Below are 20259 nucleotides of genomic sequence, written 5' to 3' on the forward strand. Positions count from 1 at the left end.
TGTGGAGAGGCTGTGTCCATAGAGGATGCAGCTTCTTTTTTTATGGCTTTACTCCAATCATAAACATGGTGGTAATCGGGTAGGCAGCCGGTTCCGGTTGCCCGTCTTTCATCGTGAACAACTCCGCTTTGCCTTTCCACCTGTTCTCTACGATCCATTCATTGGTGAATGCTACTGACGATGGATGAATGCTGAATCCTGCCAGTTGCATCTGTTCTTTCCACTCATTGAAATCCCAGAAACAAAAGGTTTCGTGCATTTCGCTTTGCCAGTTGTCCGTGTAGTCTTTTCTGCTCAAAAATTCTGCGGCATCGCGGAGTGAAAGCCGGATGTATTTTTTCTCACCGATTATTGTTTCTGCATAGGGAAGCTGGTATCCTTCTGCTTTCCGGAAGTCTTTTGAAAAACGAAGGAACCTTGCATATGTTGAAAGTTGTTGCAGGTGGGCTGCCAGCGATGCTTTATCGGTGAACAGTTTATGCGGATCTTCATTGCTGCCATCTGTTTCGTTCAGGTTCATCAGTGTTTCTTCTTCTTTGTTGTAAGGAGCAACAACATCGCGGTTGATCCATACGCCACCATGCACCAGCTCTTCGTAGCGGTTGCGGATGAATTGCAGCAGATCGGCACGGCTTCCATAAGATTCTATTTCGTGTGTGAGGGATGATGTGTGGATGGTATTCATGGAGCCGGCATCGAATGCGAGTCCGGTTACGGCATTCTTTTTCGAGAAGAACACAAAAGGATTGGCAAACTCGCCATTGATCTTTCTCTGCTGACAAAGTTCGTAGAGGTAACGTGAAACCTCGATGCCGTAGAAATCGGATTCCCTGAACCGTGCATCCCTGCAGGCAAGTTTGATCCATGAGCCCACTGCGCATCCGATATCTCCGATGCGGCCGGGTTGTATGAAAGGAGCGGTATCCTGATACTTCATCTCTGAGATATCATCCATCTGACGCACGTACACGTTGTAGTCGCGGGTTTCGGTGAGATCGCCATCGTTGCTGATCATGGCATCTCTGAAAAGCAGCTGCACTTTGTCGCCGGCTTTGTACTTGTCCCAAACTTTGAAAGATGTATGGTGCATGTGTTGCTGCACAAACGGATCTTGTTTCCATGATGGATTCGATGCAATGGCTTCCACCACATCCCACGGCATGGCGGTGGAATGATGCCAGGTATTGATATCATCGAGCTCAGCAGGCAGGATGGTGAATCCTAATTCGTGATACATATTGAGTACGGGAGTGGAGCAGACTACGAGGGTATTTTCGGGAGTACAATTGATTTGCCCCTCACTCTCGTGTTTGATTCGTTTAATGGTATAACCGGCGAAATTGGGCAGGTTGGCCACATCGTCGATTCCGTAGATGTACACAGGAATATTCAGCTCATTGCCGAAGGCCTCGATGGAAATGGCCCGAAGATAGAATGGAAGCGGGTTCCGGCGTGTATTGGAATGATTGGACGAAGTAACTGCGAAAATAACTGCGTCTATTTTCCCGGTCTGTGTTACAGGGTTTCCGAAAGCATCTGCCATTCTCTGCAATCCATTGCTGATAATGTTTTGAAGATATTCGAACTGAAACTGGGTCAGCAACTGATGGCGGCCGGGGATCAACAGGTACATAGGTGCAATTTGCGTAAAGATACTGGTTTCGCTTCTGCACGATGATTGCAATGAGCGAATGTTTATATTGCAGCCAGAATGAATACCCGTGGATCAGAAATAAAAGTTGCAGTAGATGCTATCGTGTTTGGTTACTCCAAACAGGAAGGTGTGTCCATTCTGCTGATCCAGCGGAAATACCCTCCTTTTAAAAATGCCTGGGCCATTCCCGGTGGATTTCTTCTCCCCGAAGAAACACTCGAAGATGCTGTGAGAAGAGAACTTCGCGAAGAAACAGGCATCGAAGTAAATTACCTCGAACAACTCTATACATTCGGAGCACCCGATCGTGACCCACGACAACGTATCATTTCCATCGCCTATTTCGCCCTGGTGAAATCGAGCCAGTTTCAGCAGCTGAAAGCCAGTACTGATGCGGAGAATGCACAGTGGTTCAATTTCAGGGAGCTTCCCGCGCTTGCTTTCGATCACAAAGAAATCCTGCACACTGCTATTGAACGCATCCGTGCGAAGATCAGGTATCAGCCGATTGGCTTCGAACTGCTCGACAGAAAATTTCCTTTTGCTGACCTGGAGAAACTCTATATCGATCTGCTGGGCAGGGATATCGACCGGAGGAATTTTTCCAGAAAGATGCTGGCACTCGATATTCTCGAAGATACCAATGAATATGCCCGACCCGAAGGGAAAGGCCGTCCCAGCAAGATGTTTCAGTTCAATAAGAAAAGGTACCAGCAGCTGATGAAAGAAGGGATCAATTTCGAGATCTGAGCCCCTCCGCATGCTGATGTCTCAGTTATCAAATCATCATTTTACTGATCAATTTCTTTGTTTTTCATTTTGCGTTCATTTAACGCAAAATAAATTTGCAGATTTCAAAAGCCTGTGTAAATTTGCGTATAAATAACGCAAAATGAAAACCACAGGCGTCATAATAGCCCGATTCCAGACACCCTATCTTCACGAAGGACATAAATTCCTGATCAATGAAATCAAAGGCAGGCATAATAAGATGGTGATAGTACTGGGTGTGTCTCCGGTAAAAGGCAGCCGACGCAACCCTTTCGATTTTTACACCCGCGAAAAACTGCTGAAACAATTCGAGCCAGAGCTGGTGGTACTTCCACTAAGAGACAATGCTTCGGACCAGGTTTGGAGTCAGCAGCTGGATGCTTTGTTAACTTCCACTTTCTCTATGGAACAGTTTGTGCTGTATGGAAGCAGGGATAGTTTCATCCAATACTACAGTGGTCAGTTTGCAGTGGAGGAATTACCTGAGAAAGGCAATTACTCCGCATCTGATATCCGCGAAGAGAATGGTGATAAAGTATTGAGCTCGGTAGATTTTCGGCTTGGGATCAATTATGCTTATCATGGCATGTATCCTAAAGTATATGCAACAGTTGATGTTGCAGTGCTGAATGAAGACAATTCAGAAGTGCTGCTGGGAAAGAAGCATCTCGCTGCACAATGGAGATTCCCCGGTGGCTTCACCGATCCTGAAGATGAAAGCTTCGAAGCGGCTGCAAAAAGAGAACTGTCCGAAGAATGCGGGCCTATCGAAGTAAGTGAAATGCAATTCGTAGGATCTGCAAAAATCGACGACTGGAGATATCGTAACGAAACCGACAAGATTATCACCAGCTTTTTCAAAACCACACTGGTTTACGGAAAACCGCATGCAGCCGATGATCTGGCGGAATTGTCATGGTTTCCTGTAAATGAATTGCAGGGCATGATAGAAAAAAATCAAATAACGCCTGAACATCATGTACTGATTCAGCAGCTGTTGAAAAATATCGGTCAATCAAAATAGTCAGCATCAACTTAACCTATACCGCATAAACTGGAAAATCATGAAAACAGAAGAAAACATTTTACTCCTCGCAGACGCATACAAATATTCTCATCATAAACTGTATTATCCCGGTACCACTAAGATCTATTCATATCTCGAAAGCCGGGGTGGGCAATTCAAGGAAACAGTATTCTTCGGTCTGCAATATGTGCTGAAACATTATCTCGAAGGGCAAGTGATCACCAAAGAAAAGATCGATGAAGCGGCAGCTTTTCTGCCTCAGGTTTTCGGTCGTGATGATGTATTCGACAGAAGCAAGTTCGATTACATCCTCGAAAAATATGATGGCAAACTTCCTGTGAAGATCAAAGCCATTCCCGAAGGAACAGCAGTGCCCGTGAACAATGTTCTCGCAACCATCGAAAACACCGACCCTAACTGTTTCTGGCTCACCAATTTTCTTGAAACCCTGCTGATGCAGGTTTGGTATCCCAACACAGTTGCTACGCTTTCGAGAGAGATCAAAAAAATCGTAACATCTTATCACAAAGACACGGCTTCTGAAGCTGCAATGGAGCAGATTGAATTTGTGCTGAACGATTTCGGATTCCGTGGAGTCAGCTCGGTAGAAAGCGCTGCCATCGGCGGAGCCGCTCACCTGCTCAATTTCAGAGGAAGCGATACCATCATTGGAAGTGTGATGGCGCAGAAATATTACGATGCTCAGCAGGTATTCGGATTATCTGTTCCTGCAACTGAACACTCCGTGTGTACGCTGCTGGGTGAAGAAGGCGAGATCGAAATTTTCAAACACGTACTCAAAACATTCCCTACCGGTATCGTATCCTGTGTCTCTGACTCCTATGATATCTTCAGGGCCTGCAGTGAATACTGGGGTGAAGAACTGAAAGAGCTGGTGTTGAGCAGAGACGGTGTACTGGTGATAAGACCTGATAGCGGAGATCCTGTATTCACATTGCTGAAAGTGTTCTCCATTCTCATGAACAAATTCGGATACACCATCAACGAAAAAGGATACAAAGTACTTCCCCGTCAGGTAAGAGTACTGCAGGGAGATGGAGTGAATATCGATATGATCCGTTTCATCTATGGCGCTCTCAAAGTGAATGGCATCAGCGCTGAGAACCTTGTTCTCGGAATGGGTGGTGCACTGTTGCAGAAAGTGGACAGAGACACGCAGAAATTCGCTTTCAAATGCTCCTATGCCGAAGTGAACGGTCAACCTGTGAATGTTCAGAAAAACCCTGTGGAGCTCGATTCACATGGAAAGCTCACTCAGTCGTTCAAAAAATCAAAAGCAGGAAAACTGAAACTTATCCGCACAGATGAAGGATTTCAGACTGTGGGTCAGGAGGCTAATGCTGAATTGCAAGATCAGCTGATCACGGTATTTGAAAATGGAGAGCTGAAAAATACCAGCCGCTTTGAAACCATCCGTGAAAGAGCTGCGCTTCAACAGCCTGTACTGGAACAGAACCAGTAAGCTGAGCACAATTAATAAATGCATCAATCATGAACCAAAAGAATAGAATAACCATAGCCGAACATACATTGGAAGTGTTGAACGCAGGGAAATACACAAGCCCTTCAGGCAATCAGATCGATATAAGCAGTCAAATAGCCAATGCTGTGGGCAATACAAAACTCTATACCCCTGATGTACTCGAAGAGCTGGCGGAAATTATTCCTGCCCCCAAATTTGAAACAACGTTTGAAGTAGAAAATATCACAACGCTGGATGCAGTCCGTATGCTTGCTGCAAAGGGAGAAACAAACACAATGGCGCTGAACTTTGCTTCTGCAAAAAATGCTGGCGGCGGATTTCTCGGTGGGGCTCAGGCACAGGAAGAAAGTATCGCGAGAGCATCCGCACTTTACCCTTGTCTGCAACAGGCGCCTGAGTATTACAGCTTCCATCGCAACAATAGGACACACCTGTATTCTGATCATATGATCTATTCTCCGGATGTGCCTGTGTTCAAAGACGAAGAAGGGAATCTGATGGAAACACCGGTTTGTACCACTGTTATTACTTCTGCTGCAGTGAATAAGGGAGCCATAGAAAATAATGAGCGTGAAAGCCTTCCTGATATTCTACCATTGATGAAAATCAGGATCGACAAGATGCTGGCGTTATGCGTGAAGCATCAACATCAGGTACTGATTCTCGGAGCATGGGGATGTGGCGTATTCAGAAACGAGCCTGATGATATTGCTCAATTGTTCAAAGAAGCGCTTCATGGAAAATATGCGGGTCAATTCAGAAAAGTATTGTTCGCTGTAAAAACAAATAACGAAGCTGTGATTGAGCCTTTCAGGAAAAGATTCAGTTAGCATCAATATTTTATCCGGGCAGCATGCAAATGCTACCCTTACCTATCGAAAATGGAAAAGAAAATAAAACATATCAGCAAATTCATGAGTCTGGTATTGAGACACAAACCCGAAGAGATCGGACTTGTGCTCGACGAAAACGGATGGACATCCGTAAACGACCTCATCGAAAAACTCAACTCAAAAGGAGAAGATGTAACCAGGGAACTCATTCAACTGGTAGTAAGTTCAAATGATAAAAAGCGATTTTCATTTAATGAGGATCAAACAATGATCCGTGCCAATCAGGGACACAGCATTGAAGTGGATCTGGAGCTGCGCGCTACTGAACCGCCTGAATACCTGTATCACGGCACTGCTACGAAATTCCTGCCAGCTATCATGGATGCAGGATTGCTTAAACGAAACCGCCATCACGTTCATCTTACAGAAGATCTGGGTATGGCGAAGAATGTAGGTGCGAGGCATGGAAGTCCTGTAATTCTGCGAGTGGCTGCAAAAGAAATGTTGGTAGCTGGATTTACATTCTATCTGTCGGAAAATAATGTGTGGCTGGTAGAGGAAGTGCCGTCAACTTTTCTGCATAAGATGGATCATTGACCCAACTCTCCTTTTACCGCCAGCAATCTGTCTGAGAATTCTTTATTCAGATTTCTTGAAACAGGCAACAACTCATCACTTCCATTGATTCGCATTTTGTATCCCTGTGCATTCCCTTCAACTGAAATTATTTTCTCAAGATTGATGATATAAGTGCGATGGCAACGGAAGAAAAGGCTGTGGTTCTGCAATGTTTCTTCCATTTTTTTCATGGTGTTTCGGATGATAGTGTAATTCAATCGTCCGTTCTTCTCGAAAAACACTTTCACATAATTGCTGGCAGACTCCAGATAAACCAGCTCCTGTTCATCTACTGAAAATTTCTCGTTGTTATTGTCTCCTGAGAATGTAATGATGCTGTGCCGAATTGTTGAAACAGGCACCAGCTGATCTGCCTGTTTCTTCTCCTGCAATTTTTCATGGAGAACAGCGGCTTCCTGTCGGAATTGTTTCAGCCTGATATTCTGTTTGTACAATGTGTAAATGGTGATGGGAACAATCCCCACAGTTGTTGTGGTCATCATTGCATGGAGAAAACTCTCCAGGGTCAGATGCGTGTCGAAAAGCAACGGATATACCAGAAAGTTCAGTGTCCCGATGAGCACTACCACCAGCAGGATGTTGAGGATCTGTTTGCCTACCGTCCAGTTTTTTTCGTTGAAGGCATTCGGAAACATCCAGTCGAGCACAATGTCCATGGTGAAAATTCCTGTGAAAGTAACTGCTCCGAAAATAGCGCAGCTCAGTACGATTCCTCCCGTAGTGGCTGTTTCCATATGAAACGGACGAAATATCAGCAGAAACAAAAAAATGAAAATGGCAAATCCTGCCGAAGTTTTTACGGCCCCCTTCAGGCTTGAATCGTGGGGGAATGGTTGTTGCAAAAATTTCATGATTGCTGATCGCTGCATATGCTATGTCCCAACAGAGATTGCAGCTGTCGGGTCATAGCAAAGATTTATTATTTTTTCAATTGTTCAAGTAATTTCTGAGCATCTGCTGAACCCCAGTTGGGATCGATGCTGCCGGATGGCTGAAACTGTTTGAATTTCTTTACCGCTTCTTCGAGTACGGGCAGTGCGGCTTCTGCACCTCCGCCGAGCATCGCAGGAGTTTTCAATTTTGTTCTTGCTTCTACCAGATAAGGACGTGGATTTGCGGGATTTTGCTCATGCGCTTTTTTCAACCATGCAGCTGCTACTACACTCAGCTCCTGATATCTGGCAGGAGGATCTACCAGAAGTCTTGCATTGGCCAGCATCGCCTGAACTGTGGAGACTTCTGAGTTCCCCGGATGAAGCGCTTCTGCCTTGATGAGAAATGCGGCAGCTTTTTCTGCTATCGCATCCACCCCCGATTTATCATTGGTATTCAGTGCAAGGGCTGTGTAGCAGAATGCTGCATAATAAAAAGGTTGCCATGCAGATTTTGCGGCGTTTCCGATTCTTTCAAAATCGTTGCCTAGTTGCAGCAGTGTGGTTGATGATGATGCTGTATCGAGTTTTTGAATTGCCGATTCCATGATCCTGATAAATGCCGGATCGGAATTAGTTGAACCAGCTGACTCCTGTGCATTTGCAGCTAAACCTGCAAGGGCAACGATCGATACGGTAAAGAAGATGCGTTTCATGCGAATTGTTTTTTATGAATGAATTGATGAATTACAGATCGAGGATTTCTTTCCGGCGGTCGTTGCCGATAGAAATAAATGCTCCGATGAAGATGAATCTTTTGGCCATTGGAGTGATCGGCTCTCCGCGATACATCCCGCCTGCAGAAGGTTTCGATGCGAAATGATATCCATATACCTGGCTGTTCCCAAGTACATTACTAACGTTGACCATGAAAACAGTATTGGCTTTTCCGATCACGGTGAGGTAGTTTACCATACAGCTCAGGCTGTGATAATCCATGGTACGGCTGCTGAGAAAAGATTTCTCAGACAGATTGGGATCGTAGTAGGGCCTTCCTGTTGCGTAAGTGTAGGTGATGGAGAAACTGGTGGTGATGGACTCTACGAATTGTTTGGCTACTACATTCGCTGTATGATTGGCAGCGAATGTGGGCTGCACTTTTGAAGGATAATCCAGGAACTGCCTTTTGGTATCGAGCCATGAGTAGGAGATCCAGTAGTCGAAACCTTTGAAGAGTTTTTTGTCGCGCCAGAACAGTTCAAACCCTTTGGCATAGCCCGCTCCGTCGTTTGTAAGCTGCATAGGGTTGTTGGCAGGGAAACGTACCAGGTTATGATATTGTTTGTAGAATAGTTCCGCACGAATGGTTCTTCCTTTTGCTATCCGCTCGTAGTTGAAAATGTAGTGACTGGCTCTCGAATAATCGAGGAGAGGTTTGCGAAGCAGATACGTGGTTTCGGGTTTCTGGTAATAGATGCCGTAAGCGAGACTGATTTGTCCGGCATTGTTCAACTTCCATGCAAATGAAAGCCGCGGCGAAATATTTGCTTTTCCAAGCAAGCTGCTGTACTCAACTCTGGCTCCCGGTTTGGCGAGGAACCGCCCCGTGATGTAGATATCCGATTCTGCAAATGCTGCTATGAAGTTATCCTGCCTGCGCACATAAGGGATGCTGTCCTCTGCATGAATTTTGTCGATAATGAGTTGTGATTCCGTGCCGAAATGCAGTTTGCTTAATCCTCCGAGTGTTCTGGTGAACACCAGTCTTGCCTGCGTGGTGTAATTGGTGAGTCTGGGGTAGAAAGATGAAAAGCTGCTGTCTGGGCTTGCGGTACGAATATCGATCCTGTCTTTGTTGTAGCTGAAACCTCCACCATAATTGATCTTCCAGCTATCATTTATTTTTCCACTGTAGGTGAGTATGGTGAAGATATTCTCGCCTTTAAGACTGAAATAATCAAATGCCTTTTCGTCTTCCAGTGAAGGTTTGTGGAATGCGATAGTGTTATGTGTTGCATATCCGTAGTATTTGAACATGCCTTTTGTTGTTTTCCATCTTCCGAAAAATTCTCCATTGATAATTTCGGGTGCTTTGGTATAAAATGGTTTCTGCGGAACTGCTGCAAAGTATGGAGTGAGGTTGTTGTAATTGATGGAGAACCCTATACTCGATTTTTCGTTTTTGGCCAGTTGCTGGCGGGTAAAGGAGAGCTGCGGAGAAGAGATAATCATATTTGTTTCGCTGCGCGAAGGAAGGTCGTGGGTCTGGAGGGTGAGCGCTGAACTCATGGCTTGTCCGTACTGCGCAGAATATCCACCACTGCTGAAATGGGTGCCTTTGAAAAGCAAGGGAGAGAACCTGCCACGTTGCGAAATATCCGGTACGCTGCTGTAAAAAGGATTTGTTACCAGCATGCCGTCGATAAACACTTTTGTTTCCGCGCCGGTACCTCCGCGAACAAAAAGCCCTTCTGTTTCCCCCACCTGTTGCGCGCCTGGGAGGGTTTGCAATGCGGCAACAACATCGGCCGGTTTGCCCGCCATGGTTACAATGTCGAGGGAGTTCAGAACGGTGTTCCTTTTTTGATTGCCGGCCTCGAAGCTGCCGGCGGAGACGGTCACTGCCTGCATCTCCGAAATTTCTTCTTTCAGAATGATGTCGATATTGAGTGGCTCGCCGGTTAGTCTTACTTCGCGAACCGACTTTTTGTATCCGATCAATGTGACAGTCAGTTCGAAGTGGCCGGTATCCGGACTACTGAAAGAAAACTGTCCGCCGTTTCCGGATGTTGCTCCATAATAGGTGCCCGTGAGTGTGATGCTGGCTCCGTTAAGCGGAAGGTTCTTACTGCCGGTGATGGTTCCTTTGATCAGGGTCTGAGCAGAAAGCGACTGGCAGAACAGCAGTAGGAAAATGGAGCAGATAGTCTGGAAACGCATGTGATTGTTTTTCCAAAATTACCACGCCCCGGGAGGGGTATCCAAATGGAAGGGCCGTTCCGACTGCGTTTCGGGACGAATGGAATGCGCCGGGACGAATGGAATGGCTGAGGGATGAACTGCATGGGTGCTTATCTGCAGAAGCAGTTAACAGGCAACCTGCTACGGCAACCGGGTATTATCTGCACAGTTAGCAATTGAAGCAGACTCTTCGGAACTTCGCAATGGAAACTGCCCGATCCCGATAAAACGATACTCAGTTTTCTGGTTCCTTTACTTGCACTTCCACAGATTACACACTATATTCTCGACGGATTTATCTGGCGTATCCGCCACGATGATTTTAAGTGGAACAGTGAAGTTAAACACGTAAATTACGTTCAACAGCAACATTAATCATTTCACAACAGAACCCGTGAGCCTTAACCTTACTGAAGAACAGATCCTGGCGCTGGCCCCGGACGCTGGCAGCGCGAAGTCAGGAAAAGATTTAGCCAATCCTGCAAAATGGGTGAGCAAAGGCATCCACGAAAAAGCCCTCTGGGGCGAATGTCAGGGCAGTGGCAGCAAGCCATATCAAACTCAAATCGACCGACTTAATATTGCTTTCAAATGCAGTTGCCCTAGCAGGAAGTTTCCCTGCAAACATGGACTGGGACTACTTTTGCTGCATGCCCGTCAGCCAAATATCTTCACAGAGTCCACCGAACCTGACTGGGTAACCGCCTGGCTCAGCAAACGCGAAGAAAAACAAATTCAGCAGGCAGAGAAAAAGGATAAACCCATTGATGAAGCGGCACAGGCCAAACGTGCGCAGGCACGGGAATCAAAAGTGTCTGATGGAATTGAAGACCTTCGTTTGTGGATTAGCGATATTATCCGGAATGGCATCCACAGCATGCCCGAAAAAGGTGATAACTGGTTTGAGCAAACAGCCAAGCGAATGGTAGATGCACAGGCTCCCGGACTCGCAGGCCTGGTACGCAATCTCGGAAATACCTCCTTCTACTCCGATGGCTGGCAATCTGGTTTTATGGACCAGCTTCTGCAACTCTATCTCCTCATCGAAGGATACAAAAACTCCAACGAAACGGATGGCGCCATCTCCGATGATCTCCGCCTCGGTATCGGGTTTATCCAGAAGCAGGATGAACTGAAAGAACAATCCGGCATCACAGACAACTGGCTGGTATTATCAAAACAAGTATCTGAACGCGATAACATCACTACCGAAAAGTTCTGGCTCTACGGAACAGGCAGCCAACGTTATGCGCTGATATTGCAATTCATCGCAAAAGGACAACTGGCGCAGCTCGCCATCACTCCGGGATTGAACATCAATGCGGAACTGGTATTCTATCCTTCTGCATTGCCTATGCGCGCCATCATCAAACAACAGCATAATGCCGGCACCAAACCTGCATTCAAAGGATTCAACAACTGGCAGGAGGTTGCCGAAGAAGAAACTGCTGGCTTTGCCAAACTTCCTTTCAGAACCGAACGGCCTTACCTCATTCATCAGTTGAAACCTGTTGAATACAAAGAACAATGGTGGTTGCAGGATAGCGATGGAGCAATGATGCAGTTGCTGCATCCAAATAAATACATCTGGAAAATGCTCTCCATCAGCGGAGGTGCTGCGCTCGACGTAGCCGTGATCGGAAAAGAAGACAGATACCTGGCCGTAGGATTATGGAACCAGGGCGAATACATCATTTTATAATCAGCCATATGGAGCAATGGAATCATATTGTAACTGCTGCAATGATGGGATCGGAAAAACATCCTTTCAATGCTGCTATTCTTCCTGAAGCGCTGATGCCCGCTGCAACAGCTATTCAGCAGAATGCAAATCTCAGCAGAGAAGAGCAGTTTCTGCAACTGGCTGCACTTACCATGAATTACCGGCAATGCGGAGTAAGACCTGTGGAAGCGGCTTCGGTAACGCTGCCAGTTGCGGCCGAAGAAACCTTGCCGTATTGCAGCACACTTGCCATGCGGGTGCTGAAAGATATCATTGCAGAAGACATGGAACCTTTATTGCAGATCTGGTTGGAGCAATGCACAAAGCATCAGCAGCTCATCCATCCTGCCCACATTCCTGCCATGCTTGAACTCGCTGCATTCAAAAAGAAATGGCAGCCGATGGTAACTGCATGCTGCGGCAAACGTGGTGAATGGTTGGCGAAGTTCAATCCGGCATGGAAGTTCACTGCCAATCAAACAGAAGAAGATGCATGGCAGACAGGAAGTCCCGAACAAAGAAAACAAGTGCTGAAAGATCAGCGTGCAGCAGATCCTGCAAAAGCTATCAAAATGCTGCAGGCTGTATGGGCATCGGAAGATGCCAATACGAAGCAGGCATTTCTTTCTCTGCTCGATGAAGGAATCAGTGAAGCCGATCTCCCGTTTCTGCAATCACAACTGACCGAGAAAAGTAAAAAGGTGAAGAGTGAAACCATTCGGCTGATGTTGCTGATCCCTTCTTCACCGCTGGTGAAAAAAAATGAAGAACTGCTGCGGCAACTGGTGCATTTGCAGAAAGAGAAAACCCTGCTCGGAATGAGCAGCAAGTTGAAAATAAAATTCGAACCGGCAATCAATTTATCCAAAGAAGAATTGACTGAGTTGGGTATCGATGTAACGAATATCCAGCCTGGCGAAACCAAAGAAGAGCATATCTACAATCATCTGATCAGAGCAGTGCCTGTTGAATTCTGGGAAACCCATCTTGGGTTGCCTGGCGAAAAAATAATTGAACTGTTGCAATCGGATGAGTTTGGAAGCAGGCTAATGCTGGCGCTGTCTGGAGCCGTTGGGAAATATAAGAATCGTCGATGGGCGGAGATGTTATGGCAGGTCACAGAAAAAGTTTATCCGGATACACTTTCTCTGTTGCCCGCGGATAAATGGGAAGAGGTGCTGGTGAAGAATTTCGATAAGTCCAGCGACTCCTTTACCAGACTGGCCATGGATGGAGAGCATATCTGGAGCACTCGCCTCTGCAAACTGATACTCGGAGAGGCAGCCCGCAACCCCTACAATTTCCAGCGGAATGTTTTTCTGAAATGCATCAGAATAATGCCCGATGAAATTGTTCACCTGCTCGATGAACAGAAGCCGGCTGAAGATTACAAAGCCACCTTCTGGAAAAATACATCAGATTATATCCGTCAATTAATTCAAATAAGGAGAGACCTTATCAAAGCATTCAACGCATAAAACAATTCATATGTCAACCATCTTACGTCAGCACGCAGAAAACTTATTTGCACAGGAGCTGGAAGAACTGAAAAAGCAGGATGATGAACATCGTCCCGATAACTGGGTGTTGTCTCCCCGTGCAGTGGTAACCTATCTCAACGGCGGAAAGCTGAAGAATGGATTTGAAGTTAGTCCCAAATACATCGGCAACAAACGCCTGATGGAAATTGCAGTAGCCACTCTCACTACCGACAGAGCTTTGCTTCTCTACGGATTACCCGGAACGGCCAAGAGCTGGGTGAGCGAGCATCTGGCAGCAGCCATCAGTGGCAATTCCACACTCATAGTGCAGGGCACTGCCGGCACCGGCGAAGAAGCTATTCGTTATGGCTGGAACTATGCAAGATTGCTCGCCGAAGGACCTACACCAAACGCACTCGTTGAAACACCCGTGATGCGTGCAATGAAAGACGGAAAGATTGCGCGTATCGAAGAACTCACGCGAATCGGATCTGATGTGCAGGATGCGTTGATCACTATCCTTTCCGAAAAATCTTTACCGGTTCCTGAGCTGAATACAGAAGTGCAGGCCATAAAAGGATTCAATATAATCGCTACTGCCAATAACCGCGATAAAGGGGTGAACGAATTGAGCAGCGCCCTGAAACGCAGATTCAATACGGTTATTCTTCCTGTCCCCGATTCGATGGAAGAAGAGATCGATATCGTAAAACGGAGAGTGGAAAGCTTTGAGAAAGTAATGAAACTTCCGGCAGAGCCGCCTGCGTTGCAGGAGATCCGCCGCATTGTTACCATCTTCCGCGAACTGAGATCAGGAGTAACCCTCGATGGAAAAACAAAAGTAAAAATGCCAACTGGTACACTCAGCACTGCAGAAGCAATCTCCGTTGTGAATAACGGATTGTCGATGGCTGCTTACTTCGGAGATGGCCGATTGACTGCGCATGATCTTGCGGCAGGCATCATCGGCGCTGTAGTGAAAGATCCGGTGCAGGATAAAATTGTATGGAATGAATATCTCGAAACCGTTCTCAAAACAAGAGAAGACTGGAAGGATATTTATCGCGCCTGCCGCGACCTCGGTGTGTAAACTGATCTGATCATTACAAGATTTTCTGATGGCCATTCATATTCTTGGGATAAGACATCATGGTCCCGGCTCCGCCAGAAATGTGAAACAGTTTCTGGAGCAGGTGAAACCTGATATTGTGCTGGTGGAAGGTCCGCCTGAAGCCGATGGTATTCTGCAATGGGCAGCAAGTGAAGAGATGAAACCTCCCGTGTCGATCCTCTGCTTTCAGCCGGAGAATCCGCAGCAGGCTGTGTTCTATCCATTCGCTGAATTCTCGCCGGAGTGGCAGGCAATTCTGTATGCGAGGAAGAACAATATCCATGTTCGCTTTATGGATCTTCCTGTTGCACACAAATTTGCGCTGGACGAAGAAAAGAAACAGGCAGTTGCTGTAAACGATAAAGCTGATATTGATCCGGCATTGCAGTCCGATGCCGATATTCCGGTTCAATTGCAACCTGCTGAAGAAGCTGATATATCTGAAGCTGCTCCCCAACGCTTTCGGGTAGACCCTATTTCCGAACTCGCCGCCGCTGCCGGTTTTGCGGATGGTGAGAAATGGTGGGAGCATATGGTGGAGTACCGAAAAGATACACAAGAGCTGTTTGAAGCGGTGGAAGAAATGATGAGCGAACTCCGCGAAGCATTTCCCGATACCGATAACAAAATGGAGCAGCTGCGCGAAGCGCATATGCGGAAAACAATCCGCCAGGCTGAAAGGGAAATGTTCGGAAACATCGCCGTGATCTGCGGTGCATGGCATGCGCCTGCATTGAAGAACATGCCAAAACAAAAAGAAGACAATGATCTGCTGAAAGGACTTCCGAAAGTGAAAGTCGATTGCACCTGGATTCCCTGGACCTACAGTCGTCTCAGCTTCAACTCTGGTTATGGCGCCGGCATCTGGTCGCCGGGATGGTACGAGCATATCTGGCATCATCCCAACGACGATGGTACCCGCTGGATGGCGCTCGTAGCAAAGCTTTTCAGGGCACAGCAGATTGATACATCCGTAGCGCATGTGATGGAAGCCGTTCGCCTTGCTGAAGCTCTCGCTGCTCTCCGCAATCTTCCGAAAGCCGGATTGGAAGAACTCAACGAAGCCACGCTCAGCGTGCTCTGCAACGGAGAAAATATCTTACTGAAACTCGTTAACGATAAACTCATTATTTCAGACCGGCTCGGATCGGTGCCGGTAGAAATTCCGAAACCGCCATTGCAGCTCGATATTGAGCGACTGCAAAAGAAACTACGCTTGCCTGCTACTGCTGAACAAAAAGAGTATACGCTTGATCTCCGCAAAGAAATGGATCTGGAGCGAAGCAATTTGCTGCATCGTCTTCGCCTGCTCGACATCAAATGGGGACGGCAATCGAATGTTTCCGGATCAGGCACTTTCAAAGAACTATGGACCCTCAAATGGGAACCCGAATTCTCCATCGAGATCATCGAAAAAGGAACATGGGGAAGTACAGTGGAAGATGCTACCAGCAGCTTCATTCTGCATCAGGCCAAAGAAGCGAATACATTACCGGTTGTGTGCTCATTGCTTGAAAGGGCCATCCCTGCTGCATTGCCGGTGGCCGTTGAAAAATTGATCCAGGCTGTCAACAACCTCGCAGCAACCAGCGACGATGTGGTACAGTTGATGGACGTAATTCCTCCGCTCGTAAATGTGAGTCGTTATGGCAACGTGCGCAATACCGATGCGGGCATGGTGCTGAATATAGTGGAGAGTATGATCGAGCGCGTTTGCGTGAGCCTTCCCGCTGCATGCGTTTCTGTAGACGATGATGCATCGGCGGCGCTGCTGGAGCATTTCAGAGAAATGACAGACGCAGTGAACCTGCTGCAACAAGCCACACTCAACACACAATGGCAACAAACCCTGCTGGTGATTGCCGGCAATCAATCCACCTCTCCTTCTGTAAGTGGCTACGCTACCCGCTTGCTCAGCGATTACAAAATTCTGGCAGGTGAAGAGCTCACGAAGAAATTCCATCAGGCCATGTCGCCGGCCATAGCACCAGCAATAGCAGCGGCATGGCTCGAAGGTTTTCTGAAAGGAAGCGGAACCATTCTGCTGCTCGATAACGAACTCTGGGCTGTACTCGACAACTGGATGCAACAGCTCGAAGAAGACATCTTTATTCAGGTGCTTCCTTTGCTTCGCAGAACATTCTCCAATTTCGCTAAACCCGAAAGAAAGAAGATGGGAGAAAAAGCGAAGCATGGCACAACAGGTATCACAGTTAGACAAACCAATGCTGATCCCGATCATGAAAGAGCTGCAAAAGGCATTCCGGTGATCATGAAATTGTTCAATTATCCAATGTAATGATATGAGTGAAAACAATCTTCGCAGATGGCGACTGATACTCGGAGGCGATGAAAGTGACGGAACCGGTATTGATATTTCCGGACAGGATATCCGACTGGATAAAACCCTCGAAGCGCTGTACGACAGTGATCGTCGTGGGGGACTAGGCGCTTCCTCCCCTAATGTGAGCCGCTGGCTCGGTGATATCCGCAGCTTCTTTCCCAATACCGTTGTACAGGTGATGCAGCGCGATGCACTCAAGCGTCTCGATCTCACACAAATGCTCACCGAAAAAGAAATGCTGGAGAATGTAGAAGCAGACGTTCATCTGGTGGCAACACTGATGACGCTCAGTCGCGTGATACCCGATAAAACAAAAGATACTGCCCGTCAGGTGGTGCGCAAAGTTGTGGATGAACTGATGAAGAAACTGGCGCAGCCTATGCAACAGGCCATCACCGGAAGTCTCAATCGTTCTACGCGAAACAGAAGACCACGCCACAATGAAATCAACTGGGCGGAGACCATCAGAAAGAATCTGAAACATTATCAACCCGAATACAAAACCATCATTCCCGAAACACGTATTGGTTATGGCAGAAAGCAAACATCTCTCAAAGATGTGGTGCTTTGTCTCGATCAGAGTGGAAGCATGGGAACATCGGTTGTTTATTCCGGAATTTTCGGTGCAGTGATGGCTTCCATTCCTGCCATCAAAACAAAGATGGTGGTGTTCGATACTGCGGTGGCGGACCTTACCGAAGAACTGACTGATCCCGTTGAATTATTGTTCGGCGTGCAACTCGGCGGTGGAACCGATATCAATCTGGCATTGGGTTATTGTCAGCAGATCATTACACGTCCTTCAGATACCGTACTGGTGCTGATTACGGACCTCTACGAAGGAGGCGATCCTGCAGGTATGCGCAAACGCGCTGTGGAGCTCACTTCTGCGGGAGTGCAACTGATAGTGCTGCTGGCATTGAATGATGATGGAGCGCCCTCCTACGATCATGCACAGGCAAGCTTCTTTTCCAATCTGGGTGTTCCGGTATTTGCATGTACACCCGATAAGTTTCCTGATATGATGGCAACAGCGCTTACCAAACAAGACCTCGCATTGTGGGCCGCGAAAGAAGAGCTGGTGCTAAAAAAGTAGGGGTAAATTGCCTGTCGTTTTACGCCCGTTTTTTGTCGGATTCGTACAAGGTGAGGTATCGAAGTTCGCCGTAGTTTTGTGTTATCAAATCAAGCAAAAAAACTCAAACTATGGTACAACAAATTTTCATCAACCTGCCAGTTAAAGATCTTAAGAAGACAAGAGAATTCTTTTCAAAGCTCGGATTTACTTTCAATGAACAATTCAGCAACGATGAAGCAGCAAGTATGGTAATGGGAGAGAATATCTACGCTATGTTGCTGGTTGAGCCGTTCTTCAAAAGCTTCCATAATAAAGAAATTGGTGATGCTACAAAAACTGCACAGATGATCAATGCCATTGCAGTGGAGAGCCGTGCCAAAGTAGATGAACTGGTAGATGCAGCGCTTGCTTCAGGCGGTTCGTTTGTGAAAAATCCGCAGGATCATGGATGGATGTACGGCCGCAGCTTTGCCGACATCAATGGGCATCAGTGGGAAGTGCTCTATATGGATGAGACGGCTGTTCCCGATGATGTAGCAGGAAACAACAACTAATATACAATTGCCAAAATAAAGAGGCCGTCTGCTTTTCGGAGCGACGGCCTCTTCTTGTTTTGCTGTAAAAGAAATTTGTTTCCGGATGTCTGATCAGTTTTCAGACATGGCAAGCCTGTTGTACTTGTTTCGGTACTGAACGGGCGATAAACCGGTAATGCGTTTGAAGGTAGAGCGAAAGGCTTTGGAGTCTGTATAGCCTACTTTGTACATAACTTCATTCACGTTGTCTCTCGACGATTCAAGATTTTGTTTGGCTGCCTCTACACGAACACGCTGGATGTATTCAACTACTGTGTTGGAAGTGGCTTTCTTGAACCGGCGTTCCAGATTGCGTCGGCTGAGCGCGAGCATTGTTGCGAGCTGATCAACGGAGATCTTTTCCTGCACATTCTTTTCGATGAAATCCTGTGCGCGGTGGATGGTTTCGTCTTCATGCGACTTCTGACCCTGGAACATCATAAATGGCGACTGGCTCTTTCTGTCGATATCTATCTGAAAGGTTTTGGCAGCGAGCACAGAGAGTTCTCGTCCTGCATATTTTTCGATCAGATACAACAGCAGGTTAAGATAAGAGAAAGCGCCACCGCTCGAATAGATACCGTTCTCGTCGGTGAGAATTTTGTCTTCTACCAGTTCAACCTCAGGAAAAGCTTTGCGGAATGCATCGGCAGCCATCCAGTGAGTGGCTACTTTCTTTCCGTTCACCAGTCCGGTTGCTGCCAGCAGAAAAGCGCCGATGCAAAGGCTGGCCACTTCAGCACCTGCGTGATGCTGTCTGATGATCCAGGGAATGAATTCTTCATTTTCCTGAACGGCCTTGGCTACATCGCCTGCGAGGGCGGGAATGATGATGAGGTCGGTTTTGGAAATGTCTTTTGTCAACGCATCCGGGTTGATGGTGTACAGGCCATCATAAACAGGCACGTCTTTTTTGAATGCCACGAGCTGAACTTTGAACATGGGCCCTTTGCCCAGTCGGTCTTCGATCATGGTATTCACTTCAGAAAACACCTGCCGGGGGCCTTCGATGCTACCCAGCAACGCACCCTGTGGTACAAGGATTGATATATGTTTCATTCTATAAAATTAGTGGAAAATCGTGTCGCTAAATACCCCGTTTGGTACAAAGAGTACTGAAACCGAAAATAAACCCGACGAGACCAGCAGCAGTGCTTACAAATTTAATTTGCGTAACCGATCGGTTTCATATAATTTCGAATAACAAGCATTCCTTCAAACTTAAAATTCCTTTTATGGCTAGTCAACCTTTAGTTGTGGAACGAGTGTACAATGCTCCATCATCCCGCGTATGGCAGGCCCTTACGAATGAAGATGATATGAGGAAGTGGTATTTCGATGTAAGTGGCTTTAAGCCTGAAGTGGGCTATGAGTTTGAGTTTACAGCCGGTGAGCCTGGGCAGGACCCATGGAGGCATCTCTGTAAAGTGCTCGAAGTAAAGCCAGGAAAATTATTGAAACATACCTGGAGGTACGATGGTTATTCCGGCGAGTCAGTCGTAACCTGGGAGCTATTTGAGGAGGACGGAAAAACCAGAGTGAAACTCACGCATGAAGGGTTGGATACCTTCCCGAAAGATGTGCCATCATTTGTGGTATCGAACTTCGAAAAAGGCTGGAACGATATTCTGGGCAATACGCTGAAGAACTATGTAAACGGATAATGTTTGCCTGCTGATCGGTTCG

Annotated in this window: 17 protein-coding genes; 12 read left to right on the forward strand and 5 right to left on the reverse strand. The window is 46.8% G+C overall.

Annotation, left to right across the window (positions count from 1 at the left end; genetic code table 11):
* Window positions 1-40 precede the first annotated feature (40 nt).
* The gene (locus HHL16_RS05195) at window positions 41-1633 is read right to left on the reverse strand and encodes a transferase (protein WP_169424071.1); all 1593 of its coding nucleotides are present in this window, start codon (window positions 1631-1633) and stop codon (window positions 41-43) included.
* Window positions 1634-1711: 78 nt separating this feature from the next.
* On the opposite strand from HHL16_RS05195, the gene HHL16_RS05200 reads away from it, so the two are divergent.
* From HHL16_RS05200 to HHL16_RS05220, 5 genes are all read left to right on the forward strand, one after another.
* On the forward strand, window positions 1712-2404 hold the full coding sequence (locus HHL16_RS05200) for an NUDIX domain-containing protein (protein WP_169424072.1): 693 nt from the start codon (window positions 1712-1714) through the stop codon (window positions 2402-2404).
* Between the two features lie 142 nt (window positions 2405-2546).
* Window positions 2547-3449: an NUDIX domain-containing protein gene (locus HHL16_RS05205; RefSeq protein WP_169424073.1), complete on the forward strand. Its 903-nt coding sequence runs from the start codon at window positions 2547-2549 to the stop codon at window positions 3447-3449.
* Window positions 3450-3489: 40 nt separating this feature from the next.
* Entirely contained in the window at window positions 3490-4935 is a 1446-nt protein-coding gene (locus HHL16_RS05210; RefSeq protein WP_169424074.1) for a nicotinate phosphoribosyltransferase, read from the forward strand.
* Between the two features lie 29 nt (window positions 4936-4964).
* On the forward strand, window positions 4965-5786 hold the full coding sequence (locus HHL16_RS05215; RefSeq protein ID WP_169424075.1) for a TIGR02452 family protein: 822 nt from the start codon (window positions 4965-4967) through the stop codon (window positions 5784-5786).
* Between the two features lie 51 nt (window positions 5787-5837).
* Window positions 5838-6386 (forward strand): RNA 2'-phosphotransferase, encoded by a 549-nt coding sequence (locus tag HHL16_RS05220; RefSeq protein WP_169424076.1) that lies wholly within the window; start codon window positions 5838-5840, stop codon window positions 6384-6386.
* Here the strand turns inward: HHL16_RS05220 and HHL16_RS05225 are convergent.
* The 3 genes from HHL16_RS05225 to HHL16_RS05235 all read right to left on the reverse strand — a co-directional run bounded on the left by HHL16_RS05225 (window position 6380) and on the right by HHL16_RS05235 (window position 10240).
* On the reverse strand, window positions 6380-7279 hold the full coding sequence (locus HHL16_RS05225) for a LytTR family DNA-binding domain-containing protein (RefSeq protein ID WP_206022255.1): 900 nt from the start codon (window positions 7277-7279) through the stop codon (window positions 6380-6382). The genes HHL16_RS05220 and HHL16_RS05225 overlap by 7 nt on opposite strands.
* A gap of 68 nt (window positions 7280-7347) precedes the next feature.
* Window positions 7348-8016: a hypothetical protein gene (locus HHL16_RS05230; RefSeq protein ID WP_169424078.1), complete on the reverse strand. Its 669-nt coding sequence runs from the start codon at window positions 8014-8016 to the stop codon at window positions 7348-7350.
* A gap of 31 nt (window positions 8017-8047) precedes the next feature.
* Window positions 8048-10240, reverse strand: coding sequence for a TonB-dependent receptor (locus tag HHL16_RS05235; RefSeq protein ID WP_169424079.1), 2193 nt, complete (start codon window positions 10238-10240; stop codon window positions 8048-8050).
* A 415-nt stretch (window positions 10241-10655) separates the two neighbouring features.
* Here HHL16_RS05235 and HHL16_RS05240 point away from each other — a divergent pair, with 415 nt between their 5' ends.
* The 6 genes from HHL16_RS05240 (at window position 10656) to HHL16_RS05265 (ending at window position 18552) form a co-directional block, all read left to right on the forward strand.
* The gene (locus HHL16_RS05240) at window positions 10656-11963 is read left to right on the forward strand and encodes an SWIM zinc finger family protein (protein ID WP_169424080.1); all 1308 of its coding nucleotides are present in this window, start codon (window positions 10656-10658) and stop codon (window positions 11961-11963) included.
* An 8-nt stretch (window positions 11964-11971) separates the two neighbouring features.
* Complete coding sequence (locus HHL16_RS05245; RefSeq protein WP_169424081.1) at window positions 11972-13462, forward strand: DUF5691 domain-containing protein; 1491 nt, start codon at window positions 11972-11974, stop codon at window positions 13460-13462.
* A 10-nt stretch (window positions 13463-13472) separates the two neighbouring features.
* Window positions 13473-14555 (forward strand): AAA family ATPase, encoded by a 1083-nt coding sequence (locus HHL16_RS05250; RefSeq protein WP_169424082.1) that lies wholly within the window; start codon window positions 13473-13475, stop codon window positions 14553-14555.
* Between the two features lie 28 nt (window positions 14556-14583).
* Window positions 14584-16875, forward strand: coding sequence for a DUF5682 family protein (locus HHL16_RS05255; RefSeq protein WP_169424083.1), 2292 nt, complete (start codon window positions 14584-14586; stop codon window positions 16873-16875).
* Window positions 16876-16879: 4 nt separating this feature from the next.
* Window positions 16880-18016 (forward strand): VWA domain-containing protein, encoded by a 1137-nt coding sequence (locus tag HHL16_RS05260; protein WP_169424084.1) that lies wholly within the window; start codon window positions 16880-16882, stop codon window positions 18014-18016.
* A 110-nt stretch (window positions 18017-18126) separates the two neighbouring features.
* Window positions 18127-18552, forward strand: coding sequence for a VOC family protein (locus tag HHL16_RS05265; RefSeq protein ID WP_169424085.1), 426 nt, complete (start codon window positions 18127-18129; stop codon window positions 18550-18552).
* Between the two features lie 93 nt (window positions 18553-18645).
* Here the strand turns inward: HHL16_RS05265 and HHL16_RS05270 are convergent, their stop codons facing one another.
* Window positions 18646-19632 (reverse strand): helix-turn-helix domain-containing protein, encoded by a 987-nt coding sequence (locus HHL16_RS05270; protein WP_169424086.1) that lies wholly within the window; start codon window positions 19630-19632, stop codon window positions 18646-18648.
* A 176-nt stretch (window positions 19633-19808) separates the two neighbouring features.
* Here HHL16_RS05270 and HHL16_RS05275 point away from each other — a divergent pair, with 176 nt between their 5' ends.
* Complete coding sequence (locus HHL16_RS05275) at window positions 19809-20237, forward strand: SRPBCC domain-containing protein (RefSeq protein WP_169424087.1); 429 nt, start codon at window positions 19809-19811, stop codon at window positions 20235-20237.
* Window positions 20238-20259 lie beyond the last annotated feature (22 nt).

Source organism: Pseudoflavitalea sp. G-6-1-2, assembly GCF_012927185.1.
Taxonomy (GTDB): domain Bacteria; phylum Bacteroidota; class Bacteroidia; order Chitinophagales; family Chitinophagaceae; genus Pseudobacter.